The organism is Streptomyces sp. NPDC002536 (assembly GCF_053594995.1).
In genome coordinates this window covers 76,889-101,163 of record NZ_JBSFWU010000009.1, presented here as the reverse complement: position 1 = coordinate 101,163, position 24,275 = coordinate 76,889, and the positions used below count along the sequence as shown (strand labels likewise).

Annotated in this window: 21 protein-coding genes; 17 read left to right on the top strand and 4 right to left on the bottom strand. The window is 73.0% G+C overall.

Going from position 1 to position 24,275, the window contains the following annotated elements:
• Positions 1-35 precede the first annotated feature (35 nt).
• Positions 36-425, top strand: coding sequence for a DUF3040 domain-containing protein (locus ACWD4B_RS05940; protein ID WP_336412571.1), 390 nt, complete (start codon positions 36-38; stop codon positions 423-425).
• A 221-nt stretch (positions 426-646) separates the two neighbouring features.
• Here ACWD4B_RS05940 and ACWD4B_RS05935 read toward each other — a convergent pair whose 3' ends face one another.
• The 4 genes from ACWD4B_RS05935 to ACWD4B_RS05920 all read right to left on the bottom strand — a co-directional run bounded on the left by ACWD4B_RS05935 (position 647) and on the right by ACWD4B_RS05920 (position 6,120).
• On the bottom strand, positions 647-2,983 hold the full coding sequence (locus ACWD4B_RS05935) for a transglutaminase TgpA family protein (RefSeq protein WP_451419603.1): 2,337 nt from the start codon (positions 2,981-2,983) through the stop codon (positions 647-649).
• Positions 2,980-4,281 carry a DUF58 domain-containing protein gene (locus ACWD4B_RS05930; RefSeq protein WP_451419602.1) on the bottom strand — a complete coding sequence of 434 codons (1,302 nt, stop codon included), beginning with the start codon at positions 4,279-4,281 and terminating at the stop codon, positions 2,980-2,982. The genes ACWD4B_RS05935 and ACWD4B_RS05930 overlap by 4 nt, the downstream gene beginning before the upstream one ends.
• A gap of 128 nt (positions 4,282-4,409) precedes the next feature.
• A complete protein-coding gene (locus tag ACWD4B_RS05925; RefSeq protein ID WP_451419601.1) occupies positions 4,410-5,408 on the bottom strand; it encodes an AAA family ATPase in 999 nt (332 codons plus the stop codon).
• Positions 5,409-5,565: 157 nt separating this feature from the next.
• The gene (locus ACWD4B_RS05920) at positions 5,566-6,120 is read right to left on the bottom strand and encodes a beta-class carbonic anhydrase (RefSeq protein WP_451419600.1); all 555 of its coding nucleotides are present in this window, start codon (positions 6,118-6,120) and stop codon (positions 5,566-5,568) included.
• 302 nt (positions 6,121-6,422) lie between these two features.
• On the opposite strand from ACWD4B_RS05920, the gene rsmH reads away from it, so the two are divergent.
• The 16 genes from rsmH to ACWD4B_RS05840 all read left to right on the top strand — a co-directional run bounded on the left by rsmH (position 6,423) and on the right by ACWD4B_RS05840 (position 24,252).
• On the top strand, positions 6,423-7,382 hold the full coding sequence (gene rsmH / locus ACWD4B_RS05915; protein WP_451419599.1) for a 16S rRNA (cytosine(1402)-N(4))-methyltransferase RsmH: 960 nt from the start codon (positions 6,423-6,425) through the stop codon (positions 7,380-7,382).
• A gap of 32 nt (positions 7,383-7,414) precedes the next feature.
• Entirely contained in the window at positions 7,415-7,873 is a 459-nt protein-coding gene (locus ACWD4B_RS05910; RefSeq protein WP_451419598.1) for an FtsB family cell division protein, read from the top strand.
• Positions 7,874-7,881: 8 nt separating this feature from the next.
• A complete protein-coding gene (locus ACWD4B_RS05905; RefSeq protein WP_451419597.1) occupies positions 7,882-9,801 on the top strand; it encodes a peptidoglycan D,D-transpeptidase FtsI family protein in 1,920 nt (639 codons plus the stop codon).
• Between the two features lie 12 nt (positions 9,802-9,813).
• Positions 9,814-11,517, top strand: a complete 1,704-nt coding sequence (locus tag ACWD4B_RS05900; RefSeq protein ID WP_451419596.1) for a UDP-N-acetylmuramoyl-L-alanyl-D-glutamate--2,6-diaminopimelate ligase — start codon at positions 9,814-9,816, stop codon at positions 11,515-11,517.
• 65 nt (positions 11,518-11,582) lie between these two features.
• Positions 11,583-12,995 (top strand): UDP-N-acetylmuramoyl-tripeptide--D-alanyl-D-alanine ligase, encoded by a 1,413-nt coding sequence (locus tag ACWD4B_RS05895; RefSeq protein WP_451419595.1) that lies wholly within the window; start codon positions 11,583-11,585, stop codon positions 12,993-12,995.
• Positions 12,995-14,059: a phospho-N-acetylmuramoyl-pentapeptide-transferase gene (gene mraY / locus ACWD4B_RS05890; RefSeq protein WP_336412561.1), complete on the top strand. Its 1,065-nt coding sequence runs from the start codon at positions 12,995-12,997 to the stop codon at positions 14,057-14,059. The genes ACWD4B_RS05895 and mraY overlap by 1 nt, the downstream gene beginning before the upstream one ends.
• The gene (gene murD / locus ACWD4B_RS05885) at positions 14,041-15,504 is read left to right on the top strand and encodes a UDP-N-acetylmuramoyl-L-alanine--D-glutamate ligase (protein WP_451419594.1); all 1,464 of its coding nucleotides are present in this window, start codon (positions 14,041-14,043) and stop codon (positions 15,502-15,504) included. The genes mraY and murD overlap by 19 nt, the downstream gene beginning before the upstream one ends.
• Before the next feature lie 102 nt (positions 15,505-15,606).
• The gene (ftsW, locus tag ACWD4B_RS05880) at positions 15,607-16,935 is read left to right on the top strand and encodes a putative lipid II flippase FtsW (protein ID WP_390777957.1); all 1,329 of its coding nucleotides are present in this window, start codon (positions 15,607-15,609) and stop codon (positions 16,933-16,935) included.
• Positions 16,936-16,941: 6 nt separating this feature from the next.
• Positions 16,942-18,036 (top strand): undecaprenyldiphospho-muramoylpentapeptide beta-N-acetylglucosaminyltransferase, encoded by a 1,095-nt coding sequence (gene murG / locus ACWD4B_RS05875; RefSeq protein ID WP_336412559.1) that lies wholly within the window; start codon positions 16,942-16,944, stop codon positions 18,034-18,036.
• A 28-nt stretch (positions 18,037-18,064) separates the two neighbouring features.
• The gene (locus ACWD4B_RS05870; RefSeq protein WP_451419593.1) at positions 18,065-18,925 is read left to right on the top strand and encodes a cell division protein FtsQ/DivIB; all 861 of its coding nucleotides are present in this window, start codon (positions 18,065-18,067) and stop codon (positions 18,923-18,925) included.
• A 240-nt stretch (positions 18,926-19,165) separates the two neighbouring features.
• Positions 19,166-20,407 (top strand): cell division protein FtsZ, encoded by a 1,242-nt coding sequence (ftsZ, locus tag ACWD4B_RS05865; RefSeq protein ID WP_451419592.1) that lies wholly within the window; start codon positions 19,166-19,168, stop codon positions 20,405-20,407.
• A gap of 28 nt (positions 20,408-20,435) precedes the next feature.
• Entirely contained in the window at positions 20,436-21,191 is a 756-nt protein-coding gene (gene pgeF, locus ACWD4B_RS05860; protein WP_390777596.1) for a peptidoglycan editing factor PgeF, read from the top strand.
• Between the two features lie 3 nt (positions 21,192-21,194).
• Positions 21,195-21,914: a YggS family pyridoxal phosphate-dependent enzyme gene (locus ACWD4B_RS05855; protein WP_451419591.1), complete on the top strand. Its 720-nt coding sequence runs from the start codon at positions 21,195-21,197 to the stop codon at positions 21,912-21,914.
• 120 nt (positions 21,915-22,034) lie between these two features.
• Positions 22,035-22,643 (top strand): cell division protein SepF, encoded by a 609-nt coding sequence (locus ACWD4B_RS05850; protein ID WP_336412554.1) that lies wholly within the window; start codon positions 22,035-22,037, stop codon positions 22,641-22,643.
• Between the two features lie 72 nt (positions 22,644-22,715).
• A complete protein-coding gene (locus ACWD4B_RS05845) occupies positions 22,716-23,000 on the top strand; it encodes a YggT family protein (RefSeq protein ID WP_086567466.1) in 285 nt (94 codons plus the stop codon).
• Between the two features lie 61 nt (positions 23,001-23,061).
• Positions 23,062-24,252: a DivIVA domain-containing protein gene (locus ACWD4B_RS05840; protein WP_451419590.1), complete on the top strand. Its 1,191-nt coding sequence runs from the start codon at positions 23,062-23,064 to the stop codon at positions 24,250-24,252.
• Positions 24,253-24,275 lie beyond the last annotated feature (23 nt).

The following is a 24,275-nucleotide window of genomic DNA, read 5'->3' as shown; positions in this document are numbered from 1 at the left end:
GTCGCACCCCCGCGACCGACGAGTAGGAGGACTCCGTGCCGCTCTCGGAGCACGAGCAGCGCATGCTCGAGCAGATGGAGCGAGCGCTGTACGCCGAAGATCCCAAGTTCGCGACAGCGCTCGAGGGCAGCGGCCTGCGTACGTACACCCGGCGACGGGTCTACCAGGCGGTCGCGGGTTTTCTGGTGGGCATCGGGCTCCTCATGGCCGGAATGGTCGCCCAGCGGATCTGGATCAGCGTGGCGGGCTTCCTCGTCATGCTGGCGTGCGCCGTGCTCGCGGTCACGGGCTGGCGCAAGGCGCCCCGGCCCGGTGCGCAGCAGGGCCCGGGGGGAATGGCGCGGCGCCCGGCAGGCCGGCGCCGCAGCATGATGGACAGGATCGAGGCCCGCTGGCAGCGCCGCCGCGACGAGCAGGGCCGCTAACGGGCCCTTTCGGCAACGGATTTGGCCGGAGGCCGGGGCATGACGCCCCGGCCTCCACGCATGTTCGCGCCCCGTCAGGGGCGCGGGGAACTGCGCGCTCAGCCACCGACGGCCTGTAGCCGACGCACCCACCTCAGGGGTCCGGGGCGAAGCCCCGAGAACTTCGACTGCGGGTGCGTCGTGGCTGATCGCGCAGTTCCCCGCGCCCCTGACGGGGCGCGCTAAGCCCGCCGCAGGCGTTTCCGCAGCCGCGCGGTCAGCGCCGCCCGCCGCGCAGCGAACCCCCACAACAGCCGCGCTGCCGAGCGCGGCGCCAGGGCGGCCCGTAGCCGCTCGCTGCGCGGGGCCGTGGCGTGCAGCCCGGCCCGTACCCGCTCGGCGTCGCCCGCCGGGTTCCCGGCGGGCCGTGGGTCCGGTGCGTACAGCGCCTGCTCGACCGCCGTGGCCAGCCGGCCCGCGGCCTCGGCCGCCGGGCCGTCGAGTTCCGCGATCCGCACGATGCGGGCCGCCGCGTTCCGCGGGGTCTGCGACTCGTCGGGCGGGATGCCGTAGTCCCAGGCGGAGTCGGTCATCTCCTGCCAGGCCGCGAGGGTGCCCTCCACCGCCCCGGCCCGGCCGAGCCGCCGGGCCCGTACCCGGCGCCGCCACAGCGGGGGTACGAGGGGCAGGACCAGCGCGGCCAGTGCGGCCGCCACGACGACCGCGGTGGTGAGCCGCAACGGGCCGCCGCCGGTGCCGTCGGCGTCCGCCTGCAGCACCTGGCCCCGGCACTCGCCCAGCCGCCGCTCCTGCGGGGGGCAGTCGGCGCCGGCCGAGGGCGCCGCCGAGGGGGCTCCGGCGCGGCTCGGCAGCGGTGCGGGCGCGCCGGGGTCGGCGGTCGTGGGGGCCCGGTCGACCGAGTAGTCGGGCTGGGTGCCCCGGGTCGGCGTGGGCTCGAAGCGGGTCCAGCCGGCGCCCTCGAAGTACAGCTCCGGCCAGGCGTGCGCGTCCTTGGAGCCGACGGACACCGAGCCGTCCGGTTGCGGCGTGCCCGGGGTGAAGCCGACCGCCACCCGCGCGGGGATGCCCAGGGTGCGGGCCATCGCCGCCATCGAGAAGGCGAAGTGGACGCAGAAACCCTGCCTGTCCTCCAGGAACTTGACGATGGCGTTGCTGCCGCTGCCGGTCTGCACCTGCGTGTCGTAGCGGAATCCGCCGCTCGCGGAGAACCAGTCCTGGAGCTTCACCGCCTGCTGGTACGCGCTCGTCGTCCCCGCGGTAACCTTCCGCGCCGTCTCCGCGACCACGCCGGGCAGCGAGGCGGGCACCCGCGTGTAGGCGCGCAGCAGTTGCTCCGGGGGAGCGGGCGCGGCGGCGAGCTGTGCGGCGGTCGGTTCCACGAGCAGGCTGGAGACCTGGTAGCGCAGGCCGCGGGTGCTCTGCCCGTGGTCGCCGACGAGCGCCCGCCCCTCCGGTTCGTAACGCCACTGGCCGCCGACGAGCACCCGCTCGGCCGGGTACGGCATCGGGAGGTAGGTCTGGCCGTACGATCCGGCCGCCGCGACCGAGGTGTTGACGGGGTCGGTGCGCACCGCGGGCGACAGCCCTGCGGGTGTCGGCAGCGGGTCGGGCACGTCCGTGACACGGCGCTCGGAGGCCCGCCACGACGAGCCGTCGAACGAGTCGAGCGCCACGATGCGCAGGTACAGGTCCTGGGTGTTCTCGCTGGAGGTGCGGTAGCGCAGGACCTCGCGGTTCTCCGGCTGGTTGAGGCTGTTCTGCAGCGAGACCAGCGGGTTGACGGCGGAGATGGTGCCGCCGTCGTCGCCGGGCCCGTCCCCGGCGCCGTGCGCCTGCAGCAGCCCCTCGTCGATCGACGGCAGCGCGGCCGGCACCACCAGGGCGATGCCCAGCGCGACCGCGCCGATGCGGCGGCCCGTGCGGACGGCGGGGTGCCCGGGGGTACCTCCGGGGGTGGCGGGCGGGCCGCCGAAGACCCGGCCCCAGCGCGTGAGCCGGTCCCGGCCCTCGGCCAGGAGCAGCAGCAGGTACCCGGCGGCCGCCGCGAGGAACCACAGCCAGTGGCCGCCGCCCCGGCCCAGCCCGGCGCCGATGGAGTAGAGCGCCAGCAGCGGCAGCCCGGCGGGCGCGGCGCTGCGGAAGGTGACCGCCAGCGCATCGACCGCCAGGCCCACCGTCAGCACGCCGCCGACCAGCAGCAGCCTGAGGGACCGGGTCGCCGGTGCGGGGATGGCGTACCGCCCGACGTCGTCGGCGCCCTCCTGGAGCAGCTGCCCGAACTCCCGGAAGACGTCCGGCCCCGGCAGCAGCCCGCCGACGGCCTGCTGCTGTGCGAAGACGAGCGTGAGCAGCAGCAGTGCCACGAGCGCCTGCAGGGCCACCGTCGCCCCCCGGCGGAGCGGCACCCGCCGGGCGACGGCACCCACCGCCGTCTGGATCGCCAGCAGCAGTGCGGCCTGCACGATCCAGACGGGCCGGTCGACGAGCGGCAGCAGCGCGCAGGCCGCCGCGAGCGTGGCCACCACGCTGCACACCGCGAGCCGTGCCTGCCCGCTCATGAGGCCCGCTCCGGCACGGGGCCGGGGGAGCCCGCCAGGTGCCACAGTCCGGGCAGCGAGGCCCCCGGGGCGACCGGCAGTGCCGTCCAGCCCGCGTCGCGCAGCAGGCGCAGCGACCGGTCCGGGGCGGCCGTCGCGCCCGTCCACACCGCGGGGTCGAGCACGAAGGCGACGGCCGTGCCGCTGCGTTGCCGCATCCGGGCCGCCACCTCCGCCTGGTGCTCGTCGAGTTCGCCGAAGAAGGCCACCAGCAGCCCCGCGGTGCCCGCGCGTAGAGTGTCGTAGGCGGCTTCGAGGCCGGTGCCCTCGGAGTGGTCCACCACCGCGAGGACGTCGAGCAACAGCCCGGCGGCGTCGGCACTGTCGTGGCCGGAGCCTCCGGCGGTCCCGGGCGTGACGCTGCCGGTGTCGGTCAGCAGCCGTACGGAGAAGCCGCGTTCGAGCAGGTGCACCGCGGCCGAGGCGGCGCCGGAGACCGCCCATTCGAAGGCCGCCTCGGGGCCCACGCCCTCGTACGCGGTGCCCCGGGTGTCCAGCAGCACGGTGGCATGGGCGCGTTGGGGCTGTTCCTCGCGGCGCACCATCAGCTCGCCGTGGCGTGCGGTGGAGCGCCAGTGGACCCGGCGCAGGTCGTCGCCGTGCCGGTAGCCGCGGGGCAGGACGTCGTCCTCGCCGGCCAGGGCGAGCGAGCGCAGCCGCCCGTCACCGTACCCGGTGGCCTCGCCGCCGAGGCGCACCGGGGGGAGCGGGTCGACGCGCGGGACGACGGTGAGCGTGTCGTACATGCCGAAGCCGCGGGTCAGTTCGCACATGCCGAAGGGGTCGGACAGCCGCAGCTGGAGGGGGCCCATCGGGTAGCGGCCGCGCAACTCGGCGCGGACGCGGTAGGACACCTCGCGCCGGCCGCCCGGCTCGATGCGGTCCAGGACGAAGCGGGGGCGCGGGCCCAGGACATAGGGGACGCGGTCCTGCAGCAGCAGCACACCGGTGGGCAGCCGGGAGACGTTGTCGACGCGCAGGCGCACCCGGGCGTCCTGCGCGGCGCTCACCCGGGCCGGGGACAGCGCGCGGCTGCCGGTGACCCGGTGCCGGGTGCGGTGCAGCGCGACCACGCACACCAGGGGCAGGACGGCCAGCAGCAGCCCGACCCGCAACAGGTCGGCCTGGCCGAGGACATAGGCGCATCCGGCGGCGGCGATCCCCGCGGCCAGGAAGGAGCGGCCCCGGGTGGTCAGCCCGCCGAGGGCGGCGCGCAGGGTTGCCCCGTAAGGGGCGCGGGGAACTGCGCGATCAGCCACGACGCGCCCGCAGACGTCTGTCCCGCTGCTTCCCGGGGCTTCGCCCCGGGCTCGGAAGGTACGTCGGCTGCGGGTCGTCGGCGGCTGGTCGCGCAGTTCCCCGCGCCCCTTCGGGGCACCCGACGGCATCACAGGCTCCGGGCGCCCGGAGCCTGCCGGCCGAACGGGTCGGGCACAGGGGTGCGCTGGAGGATGTCGAGCACGACCTGCTCGGCCGTGCGCCGGTTCAACTGGGCCTGGGCGCTGGGCAGCAGCCGGTGTGCGAGCACCGCCACGGCCAGTGCCTGCACGTCGTCGGGCAGCGCGAACTCCCGGCCCGCCAGGGCGGCTGCGGCCTTGGCGGCCCGCAGCAGGTGCAGCGTCGCACGCGGCGACGCGCCGAGTCTGAGCTCCGGGTGCTGCCGGGTGGCGGAGACCAGGTCCACCGCGTACCGCCGGACCGGCTCGGCCACATGGACCGCGCGGACGGCCTCGGTCAGCTTGACGATCTCGTGGGCGTGGGCGACCGGTTGGAGGTCGTCCAGCGGGGACGGCCCGCCGTGCACGTCCAGCATCCGCAGCTCGGCCTCGGGGCTGGGGTAGCCCATGGACACCCGGGCCATGAAGCGGTCGCGCTGGGCCTCGGGCAGCGGGTAGGTGCCCTCCATCTCCACGGGGTTCTGCGTCGCCACCACCATGAAGGGGGCGGGCAGTTCGTAGGTGTGCCCGTCGGCGGTGACCTGGCGCTCCTCCATCGACTCCAGCAGCGCGGACTGGGTCTTGGGCGAGGCGCGGTTGATCTCGTCGCCGATGACGATCTGGGCGAAGACCGCACCGGGCTTGAACTCGAAGTCCTGCCGCTGCTGGTCGTAGACGCTCACACCGGTGATGTCCGAGGGCAGCAGGTCGGGCGTGAACTGGATGCGCCGCACCGAGCAGTCGACCGACCGCGCAAGGGCCTTGGCCAGCATCGTCTTGCCGACGCCCGGCACGTCCTCGATGAGCAGGTGCCCCTCGGCGAGCAGGACCGTCAGCGACAGCCGCACGACCTCCGGCTTGCCCTCGATCACCGTCTCGACGGACCGGCGGATCCGCTCCGCCGTCGCGCTCAGCTCCCCCAGACCCGCTCGTTCGTCATAGGTCGTCACCCGGCCCTCCTCGGCCCGTCACCGGGGCCGTCGTCCTCGGTACGGACCGGCCCTCCCCGGAACACGGACACCGCACCCGCGGCTGCGGGGGCGGCGCCGTACACGCATTGTGTCCGTCCGTGCGCCGTCGCGTCAGCGCCTGTGGACAACCGGCCCATCAGGGACGCGGGTCGATCTCTCGGAGCAGGCCCGTCGTCACGTCGAAGACGAAGCCGCGCACGTCGTCGCGGTGGGGCAGGAAGGGGGAGGTGCGCACGCGCTGCATGGACTGGCGGACGTCCTTGTCGAGGTCCTTGAACGCCTCGACCGCCCAGGCGGGCCGCTGTCCGACCTCGGCCTCGATCTCGTGGCGGAAGTCCTCGGTCAGGTCGAGCAGTCCGCAGCCGGTGTGGTGGATGAGGACGACGGAGCGGGTGCCGAGCGCGCGCTGGCTGATGGTCAGGGAACGGATGATGTCGTCGGTGACCACGCCTCCGGCGTTGCGGATGGTGTGGCAGTCGCCGAGCTCCAGGCCCAGGGCGGCGTGCAGGTCGATGCGGGCGTCCATACAGGCGACGATCGCGACCTTGAGGACGGGACGGGCGTCCATGCCCGGGTCCGTGAACGCGGCGGCGTACTTCGCATTGGCCTGAACCAGACGGTCCGTGACCGTGGGTTCCGTGGCGGCGGGGCCGGAGCCCGGGGTCTGCGGGTGGGGCGCGGATATCGGCATAGGCACGAAGGTAGTCGGCGACCGGCCACGACGCACGCGAGAGGTGACGCGCTCGCCGGTTGGTTGACCGAAGGGACGAGTGGACTAAAGTGGCGCGAAGTGGGAGGCGTGACGCTCCCCGTGGAACCGAATGACGAACCCGCACGTGCGCTCCACGCGCGCGTACCGCTCGGCCTCCTCCCGCTCCCCGGTCGCCCTGGTGCCCCTTCCCCGGCGCCAGAACGGCCGCTTCCCCTTTGAGCGGGCGGGGACCTGGTGGTGCGCGGCGGACCGCGCGCCGGCCAGGACTCTCAGAAGGGCGCATGAGCAGCAACGCGCGACACGTCCCCGTCATGCTCCAGCGCTGCCTGGACATGCTCGCACCCGCTCTCGCCGCACCCGGCGCGGTCGTCGTCGACTGCACCCTGGGCGCGGGCGGGCACAGCGAGGCGCTGCTGAAGGCGTTCCCCGACGTCCGGCTCGTCGCCCTCGACCGCGACCCCACCGCCCTCGCCCTGGCCGGCGAGCGGCTGGCCCCCTACGGCGAGCGCGCCACGCTGGTGCGTGCCGTCTACCACGAGCTCCCCGAGGTGCTGGAGCGGCTCGGCATCCCCAAGGTGCAGGGCGTCCTGTTCGACCTCGGCGTGTCCTCCATGCAGCTCGACGAGGCCGACCGCGGCTTCGCCTACGCCCAGGACGCGCCGCTGGACATGCGCATGGACCAGACGACGGGCATGAGCGCGGCCGAGGTGCTCAACACCTACCCGGCCGGCGAGCTCGTCCGCATCCTGCGCGCCTACGGCGAGGAGAAGCAGGCCAAGCGCATCGTGTCGGCCATCGTCCGCGAGCGCGAGAAGGAGCCCTTCAGCAACAGCGCCCGGCTCGTCGAGCTGATCCGCGAGGCGCTGCCGCAGGCCGCCAAGCGCACCGGCGGCAACCCCGCCAAGCGCACCTTCCAGGCGCTGCGCATCGAGGTCAACGCCGAGCTGGCCAGCGTCGAGCAGGCCATCCCGGCCGCCGTCGCCGCGCTCGCCGTCGGCGGCCGGGTCGCCGTGCTGTCCTACCAGTCCCTGGAGGACCGCATCGTCAAGCAGGTCTTCGCCGCAGGTGCGACCAGCACCGCGCCGCCCGGGCTGCCCGTCGTCCCCGAGCGCTACCAGCCCCGGCTGAAGCTGCTCACGCGCGGCGCCGAGCTGCCCACCGAGGAGGAGATCGCCGCGAACCGGCGCGCCGCCCCCGCCCGGCTGCGCGGCGCCGAACGCATCCGCGAGGACGTGGAGTGAGCCCCGCGGGGCGCGGCCGGGGTGCCTGGCTGATGCGACTGCTGCCGATGGGCCGCCTGGGAACCAAGCGGACCCCGTTCGTGCTGCTGACCGTGGTGATGCTCGGTTCCGGGCTGATCTCGCTGCTGCTCCTCAACTCCTCGCTCAACCAGGGCTCGTTCGAGCTCAGCAGGCTCCAGCGCCGGACGACGGAGATGACCGACCAGCAGCAGGCCCTGCAGCAGGAGGTCGACCAGCTCGCCGCCCCCGACGCGCTCGCCCGCCGCGCCCGCGAGCTGGGCATGATCCCCGGCGGCAGCCCCGTCTTCCTCCGGCCCGACGGCACCGTCATCGGCACCCCGGCCCCGGCCGGCACGGGCGCCGCCGACAACGCCTCGTACACCGGGCCGGGAGCCCCGCCCCCGGCCGTCGTGCCCCCGCCCCCCGCCGGCAACCGTCCGGCGGTGCCGGGGCGGCAGCCCGGACCCGTCCTTCCCGCGCAGGTCAGGTAGGTGATGTCGTGACGGCGCCCAGGCAGCCCCGCCGCCCGGTCCCGGGCCCCGCACGGCCCGTTGCGCGCCCTGCCGCGCGCCCCCCGCGCCCCGGCACGGGCAACCGGCCGCTCCGGCTGGCCAGCCCGCGCCCCCGGCTGCGGCTGATCGGCGCCGGGCTCACCGTGGTGATGCTGGTCTTCACCGGGCGGCTGCTGCAGGTGCAGGCGCTCGACGCCGGCGCCTACGCGGCCCGGGCCAACGCCCACCGCTACATGCCCGTCACGCTGGCCGCCGAGCGCGGCTCCATCACCGACCGCAACGGCGTGAACCTGGCGACCACCGTGGACGCCTACGACATCACCGCCGACCCCGACCTGCTCACCCCCGAGCGGACCAAGGTGCAGGGCGCGGCCCGGCAGGCCGCCGAGTTGCTCGCGCCCGTCCTCGACGACGACGCGGACGGCATCGAGGCCAAGCTCACGGCCAACCCCAAGTCCAAGTACGTCGTCCTCGCCCGCCGCCAGAGCCCCCAGGTCTGGAACCGGATCAAGGCCCTCAAGCAGCAGCAGGCCGAGCGGGCCCGGCACAAGCAGGGGCCGAACGTCCTGGCCGGCGTGGGCCGCGAGGCCCAGGGCAAGCGCGTCTACCCCAACGGGGACCTCGCCGCCGGGACCCTGGGCTTCGTCAACGCGCAGGGCCAGGGCGCCGGAGGCATCGAGGGGCAGCTCAACGAGCTCCTGGCGGGCAAGAACGGCAAGCGTGTCTACACCCAGACCTCCGGCCGCCAGGTGATCGACGGCAGCCCCTCGGAGCAGGCCGCCGTGCCCGGCTCCGACGTGCAGCTGACCATCGACCGGGACATCCAGTGGGCCGCCCAGGACGCCATCACCCGCCAGGTGGAGAAGTCCGGGGCGGACCGCGGCTACGTCGTCGTCCAGGACACCCGCACCGGCGAGATCCTCGCCATGGCCAACGCCCCCGGCTACAACCCCAACGACCTCGGCCACGCCGACCGGGCCGCCCTGGGCAATGCCGCCCTCCAGGACGCCTACGAGCCCGGCAGCGTCAGCAAGATCATGACCATGGCCGCCGTCCTGGAGGAGGGCGTCGCCCGGCCGGACACCCACGTCGAGGTGCCCAACCGGCTGCCGCGCGCCGACCGCTCCTTCGCCGACGACGTCGACCACCCCACCTGGCATCTCACCCTCAACGGCGTGCTCGCCAAGTCCAGCAACATCGGCACCATCCTCGCCAGCGAACAGCTCGGCAAGACCCGCGAGCAGGCCAACGACGTCCTCTACGGCTACCTGCGCAAGTTCGGCATCGGCAGGCCCACCGGCCTGGGCTTCCCCGGCGAGACCCCGGGCCTGCTGGCCAAGCCGGGGGACTGGAAGTCCTCCCGCGCCTACACCATCCCCTTCGGCCAGGGCCTGTCCCTCAACGCCGTGCAGGCCGCGTCCGTGTACTCCACCATCGCGGCCGGCGGCGAGCGCATCCAGCCCACCCTGGTGCGCGGCTCCAAGGGGCCCGACGGCCGCTTCACCCAGGCCCCGGCGGCCTCCCGGATGCGGGTCGTCGGCGAGAAGACCGCCCACGAGCTCACCGAGATGCTGGAGTCGGTCGTGGACGACCGCGAGGGCACCGGCACCAAGGCGGCCATCCCCGGCTACCGCGTCGCGGGCAAGACCGGCACGTCCAACCGGGTGGATCCGCGCACCGGCCGCTACCACGGCTACACGGCCTCCTTCGCCGGCTTCGCCCCCGCCGACCAGCCCCGGGTCACCGTCTACTGCGCCATCCAGAACCCCACCCAGGGCAGCTACTTCGGCGGGCAGATCTGCGGGCCGGTCTTCAAGCAGGTCATGGAGTTCACCCTGAAGTCCCTCCAGGTGCCGCCGTCGGGCTCGCAGGCCCCCCGGCTGCCGGTGAGCTACGACGGCCAGTGAGCCGGGCCCGCCGTGACGACGATCACGTCCGCCCCCGGGAACCGCACCCCGGCACGCCCCTCGCTTCGCGGCGGAGCGGGTGCGCCCGGTACGCTCACCGCCGTGCCCCACGCTGATCAGTACCGCAACACCACCCCCGAGGACGCCGCCCCGGCCACCCCGGGAGCGCCGCGCCCCACCCAGGTCCGCCCCGTGCCGCTCACGGAGCTCGCCGGTCAGCTGGGCATCACCGCTCCCCGGGACGCCGCCGCGACGGCCGTCACCGGGATCACCCACGACTCGCGGGCCGTGCGCCCCGGCGACGTCTACGCCGCCCTGCCCGGCGCCCGCTTCCACGGCGCCGACTTCGCCGCCCAGGCCGCCGGCCTCGGCGCCGCGGCGATCCTGACCGACCCGGCCGGCGCCGAGCGCGCCGCCGCCACCGGCCTGCCGGTGCTCGCCGTGGAGGACCCGCGCGGCCGGATGGGCGCCCTCGCGGCGACGGTCTACGGCGAGCCGGGCCGCGACCTGCTGCAGATCGGCATCACCGGCACCTCCGGCAAGACCACCACTGCCTACCTCATCGAGGGCGGCCTGCGCACCGCGGGCGGCCTGACGGGCCTGATCGGCACCGTCGAGTCCCGGATCGGCGACGAGCGCCTGAAATCGGAGCGCACCACCCCCGAGGCCACGGACCTGCAGGCGCTCTTCGCGGTCATGCGCGAGCGCGGCGTCCGCTCGGTCGCCATGGAGGTCTCCAGCCACGCCCTGCGGCTCGGCCGCGTCGACGGCTGCACCTTCGACGTGGCGGTCTTCAACAACCTCAGCCCGGAGCACATGGAGTTCCACACGGGCATGGAGGACTACTTCGCCGCCAAGGCCGAGCTGTTCACCAAGGAGCGCAGCCGTCTCGGCGTGGTCAACCTCGACGACGAGTACGGGCGCCGCCTCGCCGAGGGCGAGTCCGAGGTGCCGGTCGTCACCTTCTCCGCCGAGGGCCGTCCCGAGGCCGACTGGCGTGCCGTCGATGTCGAGATCGGCCCGTTCGACTCCGCCTTCACCGTGCAGGGCCCCGACGGCGTGACGGTCCGGGCGAAGTCGCCGCTGGCCGGCCCGTTCAACGTCGCCAACGCGCTCGCCGCGATCGTCGCCCTCGTCGCCGCCGGTCTGGAGCCGCAGGCCGCCGCCGACGGCGTCGCCGCCGTGCCCGGCGTCCCGGGCCGTCTGGAGCGCGTCGACGCGGGCCAGCCGTACCTGGCGGTCGTCGACTACGCGCACAAGACGGACGCCGTCGAATCGGTTCTCCGCGCGCTGCGCACGCCCGGCGTCGGCCGCATCCACGCCGTCCTGGGCTGCGGCGGCGACCGGGACCGCACCAAGCGCGCCCCCATGGGCGCAGCGGTGGCCCGCTACGCCGACACGGCCGTGCTGACCTCCGACAACCCCCGCTCCGAGGATCCCCTCGCGATCCTCGCCGCCATGCTCACGGGCGCCGCCGAGGTGCCGGCCGCCGAGCGCGGCACCGTCCTCGTGCTCGAGGACCGTGCCGCTGCCGTCGCCGCCGCCGTCGCCCGAGCCGAACCCGGCGACATCGTCCTGGTCCTGGGCAAGGGCCACGAACAGGGACAGGACATCGCCGGAGTGGTACGCCCCTTCGACGACCGCCGGGTGCTGCGCGAGGCCATCGAGGCCGCGCAGCCGAGCGCGGTGGCCAAGCACCGGAACGACCAGGGATGACAGACCGCCATGTGCGCACACACCTCCCCCCGGAAGCTCTCCAGAACGGCTGGAGGCGAGGACCGGTGATCGAGCTGTCCCTCGCCGAGATCGCCGCCGTCACGGGCGGGCAGCAGTACGACATACCGGACCCGGCACTCGCCGTCACCGGTCCCGTCGTCATCGACTCCCGTGAGGTGCGGCCCGGCAGCCTGTTCGCCGCGCTGCCCGGGGACAACGTCGACGGCCACGACTACGCCGAACGCGCGGTCGCCGCGGGCGCGGTGGCCGTGCTGGCCTCCCGGCCCGTCGGCGTGCCCGCCGTCGTCGTCGACGACGTCGTGGCCGCCCTCGGCGCCCTGGCCCGCGCCGTGGTGGCGAAGCTGGGCACCACCGTGGTCGGCCTGACCGGCTCGGCCGGCAAGACCAGCACCAAGGACCTGATCGCCCAGCTCCTGCAGGGCCTCGGCCCGACCGTGTGGACGCCCGGCTCGCTGAACAACGAGATCGGCCTGCCGCTGACCGCGCTGCGTGCCGACGCCGGCACCAAGCACCTCGTCCTGGAGATGGGCGCCCGCGGCATCGGCCACATCCGCTACCTCGCGGAGCTCACCCCGCCGCGCATCGGCGTCGTCCTCAACGTCGGCACCGCCCACGTCGGCGAGTTCGGCGGCCGCGAGCAGATCGCCGTGGCCAAGGGCGAGCTGGTGGAGGCGCTGCCGGACGACGGCGTCGCCGTGCTCAACGCCGACGACCCGCTCGTCCGGGCGATGAGCAGCCGCACGAAGGCCCGCACGGTCCTGTTCGGCGAGGCCGCCGACGCGGACGTCCGTGCGGTGGACGTCCGTCTCGACGCCATGGGACGGCCCGCGTTCACGCTTCACACACCCACCGGGTGCGGCGAAGTGACCATGCAGCTGTACGGTGAGCACCACGTGTCGAACGCGCTCGCCGCGGCCGCCGTCGCCCATGAGCTGGGCATGCCCGCGCAGGACATCGCCAGTGCGCTCTCCGGCGCGGGCCAGCTCTCGCGCTGGCGCATGGAGGTCACCGAGCGGGCGGACGGCGTGACGGTCGTCAACGACGCCTACAACGCGAACCCCGAGTCCATGAGAGCCGCACTGCGCGCGCTCGCCGCCATGGGCGAGGCCTCACGGGCACAGGGGGGACGGACGTGGGCGGTGCTCGGCCGGATGGCCGAGCTCGGCGAGGAGTCACTCGCCGAGCACGACGCGGTCGGGCGGCTCGCCGTCCGGCTCAACGTCAGCAAGCTCGTGGCAGTCGGTGACCGGGAAGCGGCCTGGCTGCAGATGGGCGCCTACAACGAGGGTTCGTGGGGTGAGGAGTCGGTGCACGTGTCCGACGCGCAGGCGGCGGTCGACCTGTTGCGCAGTGAGCTGCGCCCGGGAGACGTCGTACTGGTGAAGGCGTCCCGTTCGGTGGGGCTGGAGCGGGTGGCGGAGCAGCTGCTCGCGGTCGACGGTGAGGTCGCCGGCTGATGAACCAGATCCTCTTCGCGGGTGTCATCGGTCTGGTCCTGACCCTCATCGGCACCCCGCTGCTGATCAAGTTCCTGGCCCGCAAGGGCTACGGCCAGTTCATCCGTGACGACGGCCCGCGCGGCCACGCCGGGAAGAAGGGCACGCCCACCATGGGTGGCATCGCCTTCATCCTGGCCACGCTGATCGCCTATGCGATCACCAAGGTGATCACCAGCAAGGAGCCGACCACCTCGGGTCTGCTGGTGCTCTTCCTGACCGCCGGCATGGGCCTGGTCGGCTTCCTCGACGACTACATCAAGATCGTCAAGCAGCGGAGCCTGGGCCTGCGCGCCAAGGCGAAGATGGCCGGCCAGCTGATCGTCGGCATCGCCTTCGCCGTCCTCGCGCTGCAGTTCGCCGACGTCCGGGGCCAGACGCCGGCCTCCACCCGGCTCTCCTTCACCACGGACTTCGGCTGGTCGATCGGCCCGGTGCTGTTCGTGGTCTGGGCGCTGTTCATGATCCTCGCGATGTCGAACGGCGTGAACCTCACCGACGGCCTCGACGGCCTCGCCACCGGCGCCTCCGTGATGGTCTTCGGCGCGTACGTCTTCATCGGCACCTGGCAGCACGGCCAGTGGTGCGGCAACGCGCTCACCGCCGGCGCCGCCTGCTACGAGGTGCGCGACCCGCTCGACCTCGCCGTCGTCGCCTCCGCGCTGATGGGCTCCTGCTTCGGCTTCCTGTGGTGGAACACCTCGCCCGCCAAGATCTTCATGGGCGACACCGGCTCGCTCGCCCTCGGCGGCGCGCTCGCGGGCCTGGCGATCTGCTCCCGCACCGAGCTGCTGCTCGCCCTCCTCGGCGGCCTGTTCGTGCTGATCACCATGTCCGTGATCATCCAGGTCGGCTCCTTCCGGCTCACCGGGAAGCGCGTCTTCCGGATGGCCCCGCTGCAGCACCACTTCGAGCTCAAGGGGTGGAGCGAGGTCCTGGTGGTGGTCCGGTTCTGGATCATCCAGGGCCTGTGCGTGGCCGTCGGCCTCGGAATCTTCTACGCGGGATGGCTGGCCATCAAGTGACCTCCTCATGGAGCGGTAAGCACATCACCGTCGCCGGCCTCGGCGTGAGCGGCATCAGCGCCGCCCGCGCCCTGGCCGGCCTCGGCGCCCGGGTCACCGTCGTCGACGGCGGCGACAACGAGGTGCTGCGCGACCGGGCCGCCTCCCTGGCGGCCGGCGACATCACCGTCCGCCTCGGCGATGCGACGACCCTGCCCGAGGGCACCGACCTGGTCGTCACCTCGCCCGGCTGGAAGCCCGACAGCCCGCTCTTCGCGGCCGCCGCGCAGGCGGGCGTCGACGTGGTGGGCGACGTGGAGATCGCCTGGCAGCTGCGCGGGGAGCCCCAGGAAACAGCCGCCCCCTGGCTCGCCGTCACCGGCACCAACGGCAAGACCACCACCGTGCAGATGCTCGCCTCCATCCTGGAGGCCGCCGGGCTGCGCACCGCCGCCGTCGGCAACATCGGCACCCCGATCATCGACGTCGTGCTCTCCCAGGAGCCGTACGACGTCCTCGCCGTCGAGCTCTCCAGCTACCAGCTGCACTGGGCGCCCTCGCTGCGTCCCCACTCCGCCGTCGTGCTCAACCTGGCGCCGGACCACCTCGACTGGCACGGCTCGATGGCCGCCTACGCCGCCGACAAGGGCCGCATCTACGAGGGCAACAAGGTCGCCTGCGTCTACAACACCGCCGACCCCGCCACCGAGCGGCTCGTCCAGCAGGCCGACGTCGAGGAGGGCTGCCGCGCCATCGGCTTCACCCTCGGCCCGCCCGGCCTGTCCGAGCTGGGCGTCGTCGACGGCATCCTGGTGGACCGGGCCTTCGTGGCCGACCGGCGCACGAGCGCCCAGGAGCTGGCCGAGGTCGCCGACATCGCGCCGTCCTCCGGGCAGCCCGCCGCCCCGCACAACATCGCCAACGCGCTCGCGGCCGCCGCCCTCGCCCGTGCCTTCGGCGTGGAGCCCGCGGCCGTCCGGGCGGGGCTGCGCGCCTTCCGGCCGGACGCCCACCGCATCGCCCACGTCGCCGACGTGGACGGCGTGGCCTACGTGGACGACTCCAAGGCCACCAACACCCACGCCGCCGAGGCCTCGCTGGCCGCGTACGGCTCGGTCGTGTGGATCGCGGGCGGCCTCGCCAAGGGCGCCACCTTCGACGAGCTCGTCGCCTCGTCGGCGAAGCGGCTGCGCGGAGCGGTCCTCATCGGGGCCGACCGCGGTCTGATCGGGGAAGCCCTGACGCGACACGCACCGGATGTGCCGGTGACCGACCTCGACCGGACCGACACTGGGGCGATGGCCGCGGCGGTCCGCGAGGCGGCACGTCTCGCCCGGCCGGGGGACACCGTCCTCCTGGCCCCGGCGTGTGCCTCGATGGACATGTTCGCCAACTACAACAAGCGCGGCGACGCCTTCGCCGAGGCCGTCCTGGCCCTGGCCGCCGGCCGCGAAGCGGACGAGTAGCCGCCGGGTCCCGCGGCGCGGGCCGGCGGCGCGGGACACTGCGGAGGGGACACCCGGATGCATGACGACTTCGTGCGGCCCGGCGGCGCCCTCGGCGGGCCGATGGCACTGCGCGGGCCCTCCGCGGGCTCCCGGCCCGCCCGCCCGCCCCGCGTACGGGCGACGGCCCGCTCGCCCCGGCCGCCGCGCCGCGGCACTTCCGGGCCGCGCGGGCTCTACCTGCGTGCCAGGAAGGCCTGGGACCGGCCGCTGACCGCCTACTACCTGATCCTCGGCGGCAGCCTGCTGATCCTCGTGCTCGGCCTGGTGATGGTCTACTCCGCCTCCCAGATCAAGGCGCTGCAGTCCGGCCTGGCGCCCTCCTACTTCTTCCGCAAGCAGCTGCTCGCGGCCGCCATCGGCTCCGTGCTGCTGCTCGCGGCCGCCCGCACCCCCGTCCGGCTGCTGCGCACCCTGGCGTACCCGCTGCTGGCCGGCTCGGTCTTCCTGCTCTGCCTGGTGCAGGTGCCCGGCATCGGCGAGACCATCAACGGCAACACCAACTGGATCTCGCTGGGCGGGCCCTTCCAGCTCCAGCCGAGCGAGTTCGCCAAGCTCGCGCTGGTCCTGTGGGGCGCGGACCTGCTGGCCCGCAAGCAGGTCAAGCGGCTGCTCCTGCAGTGGAAGCACCTGCTGGTCCCGCTGGTGCCCGTCACCTTCCTGCTGCTCGGCCTGATCATGCTGGGCGGCGACATGGGGACCACGGTGGTGCTCACCGCGGTGCTGCTGGGCCTGCTGTGGGTGGCCGGGGCGCCGACCAAGCTGTTCACCGCCGTCTTCGGCGTCACCGCCGCGCTGGCCATACTGTTCATCAAGACCAGTGCCAACCGGATGTCCCGGCTCGCCTGCATCGGTGCCACCGATCCGGGGACGAACGACCAGTGCTGGCAGGCCGTGCACGGAATCTACGCGCTGGCCAACGGCGGCTGGTTCGGCGCCGGGCTCGGGGCAAGTGTGGAAAAATGGGGTGAACTCCCGGAACCCCACACCGACTTCATCTTCGCCATCACCGGCGAGGAGCTGGGGCTGGCAGGGACGCTGTCGGTACTCGCCCTGTTCGCGGCTCTAGGCTATGCGGGTATCCGCGTGGCCGGACGCACGGAGGACCCCTTCGTGAGGTATGCCGCGGGAGGCGTGACGACCTGGATCATGGCGCAGGCCACGGTCAACATCGGTGCGGTGCTCGGCCTGCTGCCGATCGCCGGTGTCCCGCTCCCGCTGTTCTCCTACGGAGGGTCCGCCCTGCTGCCGACCATGTTCGCCGTCGGGCTGCTGATCGCCTTCGCGCGCGACGAGCCCGGTGCACGGGCGGCACTGGCCATGCGGCAGCCTGGGGTGAGATGGAAGACGATGAGACGGCGCGTCAAGAAGCGACCGTCCGGAGAGCGGTGAATTTCGGTGCATGTCGTACTCGCCGGCGGGGGGACCGCCGGCCACATCGAGCCCGCGCTCGCCCTCGCGGACGCCCTGCGCAGGCAGGACCCGACCGTGGGGATCACGGCGCTCGGCACGGAGCGGGGCCTGGAGACCCGCCTGGTGCCCGAGCGGGGCTACGAGCTGGGGCTGATCCCCGCCGTGCCGCTGCCCCGCAAGCCCACGCCCGAGCTGATCACCGTCCCCGGGCGGCTGCGCGGCACCATCAAGGCCGCCGAGCAGATCCTGGAGCGCACCAAGGCGGACTGCGTGGTCGGCTTCGGCGGCTATGTGGCGCTGCCGGGCTACCTGGCCGCCAAGCGGCGCGGCGTGCCCATCATCGTCCACGAGGCCAACGCCCGCCCCGGCCTGGCCAACAAGATCGGCTCGCGCTATGCCGCCTCGGTGGCGGTGAGCACCCCGGACAGCAAGCTGCGCAACGCCCGCTACGTCGGCATCCCGCTGCGCCGCTCCATCGCCACGCTGGACCGGGCGGCCCTGCGCTTCGAGGCGCGGGCGGCCTTCGGGCTCGACCCCAACCTGCCGACGCTGCTGGTCTCCGGCGGCTCGCAGGGCGCCCGCCGGCTGAACGAGGTCGTCCAGGCGGTCGTGCCGTTCCTCCAGCGTTCCGGCATTCAGGTGCTGCACGCGGTCGGCCCGAAGAACGAGCTGCCGCATGTGGACAACATGCCTGGAATGCCCCCCTATGTCCCGGTACCGTATCTGGACCGGATGGATCTTGCGTACGCTGCGGCCGACATGATGCTGTGCCGCGCGGGCGCGATGACCGTCGCCGAGCTGTCGGCCGTCGGCCTCCCCGCGGCCTACGTCCCGCTGCCCATCGGAAACGGTGAGCAGCGGCTCAACGCCCAGCCGCTGGTCAAGGCCGGCGGCGGTCTGCTGGTCGACGACGCGGAGCTGACCCCCGAGTGGGTGCAGAGCCAGGTGCTCCCGGTGCTCGGCGATCCGCACCGGCTGTACGAGATGTCCCGCGCCGCCGCCGAGTTCGGCCGCCGGGACGCCGACGAGCTGCTGGTCGGCATGGTGTACGAGGCGATTGCCGCACACAGAGCGGGCTGACGGCCCGTAGAGGCAGGAGGCTGGGAGCGTGGCCGGACCGACGACCGCCCGGCGCGGTGGCGAGAAGAGCAACAAGCAGAAGTCTTCGAAGTCAGCGCGGAAACCGGGGTCGTCCGGCCCGCCCCGGCCCGGCGGCAAGCCCCGCAAGGGCCGCCCCCGCATCCCCCGGCCCCGCCCCGCCCGGCTCTCCCGGCGCCGCAGGATCGTCGTCTGGGCGGCGGGCGCGGTGCTGGCGGGCGCCGCCTCCGTCTGGGCGCTGTACGGGGCCGCCTGGCTGCGCGTCAGCCAGGTGGAGGTCGAGGGCGCGCAGGCGCTGACGGCCGACGAGGTCCGGGCGGCCGCCCGGGTGCCGCTCGGCGAGCCGCTGGTCTCGGTTGACACCGACGCCATCGCGGACCGGCTGCGCGACGGGCTGCCCAGGATCCGGACGGTCGACGTCGAACGGTCCTGGCCGCACGCAATCAGTCTCAAAGTGACCGAGCGGCAGCCTCAAGTGGTACTCGAAAAGGGCGGCAAGTTCATTGAAATCGACTCCATGGGCGTGCGGTTCGCCACAGTCGATCAGGCCCCGCAGGGCGCCACGCGGCTGCTGATGGACGCCCAGGACACGCCGGGCGCCCGGGGGTTCGGCGCCGACCGGCTCGAGCGCGAGGCCGTCGAGGTCATGGGCGACCTGCCCCCCGAGGTCCGCAAGGACACCACCGCGGTCCGCGTACGCTCGTACGACTCCATCACCCTGGAGCTGACGGGCAACCGGACCGTGGTCTGGGGGAGCAGCGAGCGGGGCGACGCGAAAGCCCGTACGCTCACGGCATTGCTCAAAGCTGCAAGGGGCGCGAAGCACTTCGATGTGAGCGCTCCGAGCGCCCCCGCGGTGTCCGGGAGTTGACGCCGCGTACGTCGGGCCAGCACCCTGGCTGGCTACGGCTATGGGTGATCACATAGGGTGAAAAGAAAAACGGGAGGTTCGGCGTGTTCGTTGAACGCGCGCGCCTTGTCGACTTAGTGTCCTGCTTCAGAGAACCCAGGGAACAGTGACACCGGTAACCCTAAACTTCAACGTTAGGGTTCGGGTCGGCATTGAGAACCGCCCCCAGGCATACGTAACTCGAGGCGAGAGGCCTTCGACGTGGCAGCACCGCAGAACTACCTCGCAGTCATCAAGGTCGTCGGTATCGGCGGCGGTGGCGTGAACGCCATCAACCGGATGATCGAGGTCGGTCTCAAGGGCGTCGAGTTCATCGCGATCAACACCGATGCACAGGCCCTGCTGATGAGCGACGCCGATGTGAAACTCGACGTCGGCCGTGAGCTCACCCGTGGCCTCGGCGCCGGCGCCAACCCCGACGTCGGCCGCAAGGCCGCCGAGGACCACCGCGAGGAGATCGAGGAGGTCCTCAAGGGGGCCGACATGGTCTTCGTGACGGCCGGCGAGGGTGGCGGCACCGGCACCGGCGGCGCGCCCGTCGTGGCCAACATCGCCCGCTCGCTGGGCGCCCTGACGATCGGTGTGGTCACGCGGCCGTTCACCTTCGAGGGCCGCCGCCGCGCCAACCAGGCGGAGGACGGCATCGCGGGGCTGCGCGACGAGGTCGACACCCTCATCGTCATCCCCAACGACCGGCTGCTGTCCATCTCGGACCGCCAGGTCAGCGTGCTGGACGCGTTCAAGTCCGCGGACCAGGTGCTGCTGTCGGGCGTCCAGGGCATCACCGACCTGATCACCACCCCGGGTCTGATCAACCTCGACTTCGCCGACGTCAAGTCCGTGATGTCCGAGGCCGGCTCGGCCCTCATGGGCATCGGCTCGGCCCGCGGCGACGACCGTGCGGTGGCCGCGGCCGAGATGGCGATCTCCTCGCCGCTGCTGGAGGCGTCCATCGACGGCGCCCGCGGCGTCCTGCTCTCCATCTCCGGCGGCTCGGACCTCGGTCTCTTCGAGATCAACGAGGCCGCGCAGCTGGTCAGCGAGGCCGCCCACCCCGAGGCCAACATCATCTTCGGTGCCGTCATCGACGACGCCCTGGGCGACGAGGTCCGGGTCACGGTCATCGCCGCCGGCTTCGACGGCGGGCAGCCGCCGGCCAAGGGCAGCCGCGACAAGGTGCTCGGCTCCACCTACGGCTCCGGCCGCGAGGAGAGCACCTCCTCCGCCTCGGCCCCCGGCCGCCCGTCCACCGCGCCGGAGACGCCGGCCCGTTCGTCCTTCGGCGGCCTCGGCGGCGTGACCCCGCGCACCGAGGAGCCCGGACCGGTGGACCCGTCCCCGGTCGCCGAGGTGCCCCCGCCGCCGGCGCCGCCCATCCCGACGGCCCGCCCGTACCAGGACTCGACGGCCGAGGAACTGGACGTTCCGGACTTCCTCAAGTAAGCGACCAGAAACGGGTGAACGGGCCCACGTGATAGGGCAGCAGCACACAGTGCCCCCCGCAGCACATACGGCACATGCACGCGGCGCGCACTTCGCCTTCACCGACAGGTGGGGCGGAGTGAGCGCCGCTCCGTATGCGGAGCTCAACCTCGGCGGCGCGGTCGGCGACGACCCGGAGGCCGTACGGACCAACCGGGCGCGTGCGGCCGGGGCCCTCGGCCTCGACCCGGCGGCGGTCGTCTGGATGAACCAGGTGCACGGCCGCGACGTGGCCGTGGTGGACGGGCCCTGGCGGACCGGGGAGATCCCGGCCGTCGACGCGGTGGTGACGGCCCGTCGGGAGCTGGCCCTCGCGGTGCTGACCGCCGACTGCACCCCGGTGCTGCTGGCGGACCCGGTCGCCGGGGTCGCGGGCGCGGCGCACGCCGGGCGCCCGGGCCTGGTCGCCGGAGTCGTGCCGGCCGTGGTCGAGGCCATGACCGGGCTCGGCGCCGAGCCGGCCCGGATCGTCGCCCACCTCGGCCCCTCGGTCTGCGGACTCTGCTACGAGGTGCCGGAGGCCATGCGCGACGAGGTCGCGGCGGTGGTGCCGGAGGCCCGGGCCACCACCCGGCAGGGCACCCCGGCCGTGGACGTGGCCCGGGGCGTCGCCGCCCAGCTCGCCCGACTGGGCGTCACGGTCGGCGGGACGTCTCCCGTCTGCACGCTGGAGTCCGCGGACCACTTCTCCTACCGACGCGAGCGCACGACGGGGCGACTCGCCAGTTATGTCTGGCTGGACTGAGCAGTGACGGACCGTAGAACCCAACTGGCCTGGAACCTCGCCCGGGTGGAGGAACGTATCGCCGCCGCCTGCGCCGCGGCCGGCCGGGAGCGGGACGAGGTGACGCTCATCGTGGTCACCAAGACCTACCCGGCGAGTGACGTCCGTCTCCTCGCGGAGCTGGGGGTCCGTCATGTGGCCGAGAACCGCGACCAGGACGCCGCCCCCAAGGCGGCGGAATGTTCGGGTCTGCCTCTGACTTGGCATTTTGTTGGTCAATTGCAGACAAACAAAGTGCGTTCGGTGGTCCGGTACGCCGACGTCGTGCACTCCGTCGACCGAACCCGACTGGTGACGGCGCTCTCGACGGCGGCGGTGAGCGCGGGCCGCGAGCTCGACTGCCTGATCCAGGTGGCGCTCGATGCGGAGTCGGGCGAGCGGGGTTCGCGCGGCGGAGTCGCCCCCGACGGGGTGGCCGAACTGGCCGGGGCCCTCGCTTCGGCCGAAGGGCTGCGACCCGCCGGACTGATGACGGTTGCTCCACTTGCCGGGCCGTTCGCGGGGCGGCCGGGGGCGGCCTTCGGGCGACTGATGGAAATCTCAACGGACCTGCGCGCGGCCCATCCTGCTGCGAACATGGTGTCAGCAGGGATGAGCGCGGACCTCGAAGCGGCCGTTGCGGCCGGTGCGACACATGTACGTGTCGGCTCGGCGGTACTCGGAGTCCGACCCCGGCTCGGGTAACGTCGCCAAGAAGTCGGACCACAGCAGAAAATATGGTCATTCCCGTCAAACGGCGGGCGGACCACGTGGATCCGGGCCCGTTGACGGAGCCGATCCACCACAGAGCGGAGGACGCAGAGAATGGCCGGCGCGATGCGCAAGATGGCGGTCTACCTCGGCCTCGTGGAGGACGATGGGTACGACGGCCCGGGGTTCGACCCCGACGACGAGTTCGAGCCCGAGCCGGAGCCCGACCGGCGTCGGCAGCACCAGCCCCACCAAACCCAACAGGCGCAATCGGACGAACCGGTTCGAGTCGCCCAGCCGCCCGCCCAGCGCGAACCGGCTCCGCTCGTAGCGGAAACGGGACGACCCGCCCGAATCGCCCCCGTGTCGTCCATCACACCCGAACGCCACTCTCTGGAGAAGAACGCACCGGTGATCATGCCCAAGGTTGTGTCCGAGCGGGAGCCCTACCGCATCACGACATTGCACCCCCGGACCTACAACGAGGCCCGTACCATCGGGGAACACTTCCGCGAAGGTACTCCGGTGATCATGAATCTCACGGAGATGGACGACACCGACGCGAAGCGGCTCGTGGACTTCGCGGCCGGTCTGGTCTTCGGACTGCACGGCAGCATCGAGCGGGTGACGCAGAAGGTGTTCCTGCTGTCTCCTGCTAACGTCGATGTCACGGCGGAGGACAAGGCCCGCATCGCAGAGGGTGGGTTCTTCAACCAGAGCTGAGACGCAAGACCGGGCAATCCGGGCAAACGGCCAGTCAGGCCGAGTACGAGCAAGGGGAGAGGGAAGCGCGAGATGGGAATCGCACAGCAGGTGATCTACATCGCGCTGTACTGCTTCCTGATCGTGCTGATCTTCCGGCTGGTGATGGACTACGTCTTCCAGTTCGCCCGCTCATGGCAACCCGGTAAGGCGATGGTGGTCCTCCTGGAGGCCACCTACACTGTCACCGATCCGCCACTCAAGCTTCTGCGGCGGGTCATCCCGCCGCTGCGTCTCGGGGGCGTGGCGCTCGACCTGTCCTTCTTCGTACTGATGATCATCGTCTACATCCTGATCACCGTCGTGAGCCGGCTGTGAACGCGGCTGTGAACGATACGGTCTTGCCGATTGCCGACGACTACGTTGAGGTGAAGAAGAGATGCCGCTGAGCCCCGAGGACGTGCGGAACAAGCAGTTCACGACCGTCCGTCTCCGAGAAGGCTATGACGAGGACGAGGTCGATGCCTTTCTCGACGAGGTCGAGGCCGAACTGACGCGTCTGCTCCGCGAGAACGAGGATCTGCGCGCCAAGCTGGCCGCTGCCACGCGGGCCGCTGCGCAGAACCAGCAGCAGAACATGCGCAAGCCCGAACAGCAGGACCAACGCCCCGGCGCTCCGGTGCCCGCTGCCATATCCGGACCGCAGCCGGTGCCGCCGAACCAGCAGCAGATGGGCGGCCCGCCGCAGCTTCCGGGCGGTGCCCCGCAGCTGCCGGCCGGCCCCGGCGCACACGGCCACGGCCCGCAGGGCCCCCACGGTCCCGGCCCGATGGGCCAGAACGGACCGATGGGCGGCCCCATGGGCGGACCCATGGGACAGAACGGCCCGATGGGTCAGGGCGGTCCGATGGGTCAGGGCGGTCCGATGGGCCAGAACGGCCCGATGGGCCAGAACCCCATGGGCCAGGGCGGTCCCATGGGTGGTCCTCAGCTGCCGCAGCCGGGCCAGGGCCCGGGTGGCGACAGTGCGGCTCGCGTTCTCTCGCTCGCTCAGCAGACCGCCGACCAGGCGATCGCGGAGGCCCGTTCCGAGGCCAACAAGATCGTCGGCGAGGCGCGCAGCCGTGCCGAGGGTCTGGAGCGGGACGCCCGTGCCAAGGCGGACGCCCTGGAGCGGGACGCGCAGGAGAAGCACCGCGTGGCCATGGGCTCGCTCGAGTCCGCCCGCGCCACGCTGGAGCGCAAGGTCGAGGACCTGCGCGGCTTCGAGCGCGAGTACCGCACCCGGCTGAAGTCCTACCTGGAGAGCCAGCTGCGTCAGCTGGAGAACCAGGCGGACGACTCGCTGGCCCCGCCGCGCACCCCGGCAGCCGCTTCGCTGCCGCCGGCCCCCTCGATGAGCGGGTCGATGGCCTCGGCCGGTGCGGGCATGGGCGGTCACTCCATGGGCGGCAACCAGTCCATGGGCGGCCACGGCGGTCCGTCGACGGGTGCCCCGTCGTACGGCGGTCAGCAGCAGATGTCGCCTGCGATGACCCAGCCGATGGCACCGGTGCGGCCGCAGGGCCCGCAGCCGATGCAGGCGCCTTCGCCGATGCGTGGGTTCCTCATCGACGAGGACGACAACTGACAGCAGTCAGCTGACATATGGGC

Bases quoted from the DNA above. Each gene is read 5' to 3' on its own strand.
- ACWD4B_RS05920 (WP_451419600.1), bottom strand. From the start codon at position 6,120: ATGCCGATATCCGCGCCCCACCCGCAGACCCCGGGCTCCGGCCCCGCC.
- ACWD4B_RS05935 (WP_451419603.1), bottom strand. From the start codon at position 2,983: ATGAGCGGGCAGGCACGGCTCGCGGTGTGCAGCGTGGTGGCCACGCTC.
- mraY (WP_336412561.1), top strand. From the start codon at position 12,995: ATGAACCAGATCCTCTTCGCGGGTGTCATCGGTCTGGTCCTGACCCTC.
- ftsW (WP_390777957.1), top strand. From the start codon at position 15,607: ATGGCACTGCGCGGGCCCTCCGCGGGCTCCCGGCCCGCCCGCCCGCCC.
- rsmH (WP_451419599.1), top strand. From the start codon at position 6,423: ATGAGCAGCAACGCGCGACACGTCCCCGTCATGCTCCAGCGCTGCCTG.
- ACWD4B_RS05850 (WP_336412554.1), top strand. From the start codon at position 22,035: ATGGCCGGCGCGATGCGCAAGATGGCGGTCTACCTCGGCCTCGTGGAG.
- ACWD4B_RS05845 (WP_086567466.1), top strand. From the start codon at position 22,716: ATGGGAATCGCACAGCAGGTGATCTACATCGCGCTGTACTGCTTCCTG.
- murD (WP_451419594.1), top strand. From the start codon at position 14,041: ATGGCTGGCCATCAAGTGACCTCCTCATGGAGCGGTAAGCACATCACC.
- ACWD4B_RS05840 (WP_451419590.1), top strand. From the start codon at position 23,062: ATGCCGCTGAGCCCCGAGGACGTGCGGAACAAGCAGTTCACGACCGTC.
- ACWD4B_RS05910 (WP_451419598.1), top strand. From the start codon at position 7,415: ATGCGACTGCTGCCGATGGGCCGCCTGGGAACCAAGCGGACCCCGTTC.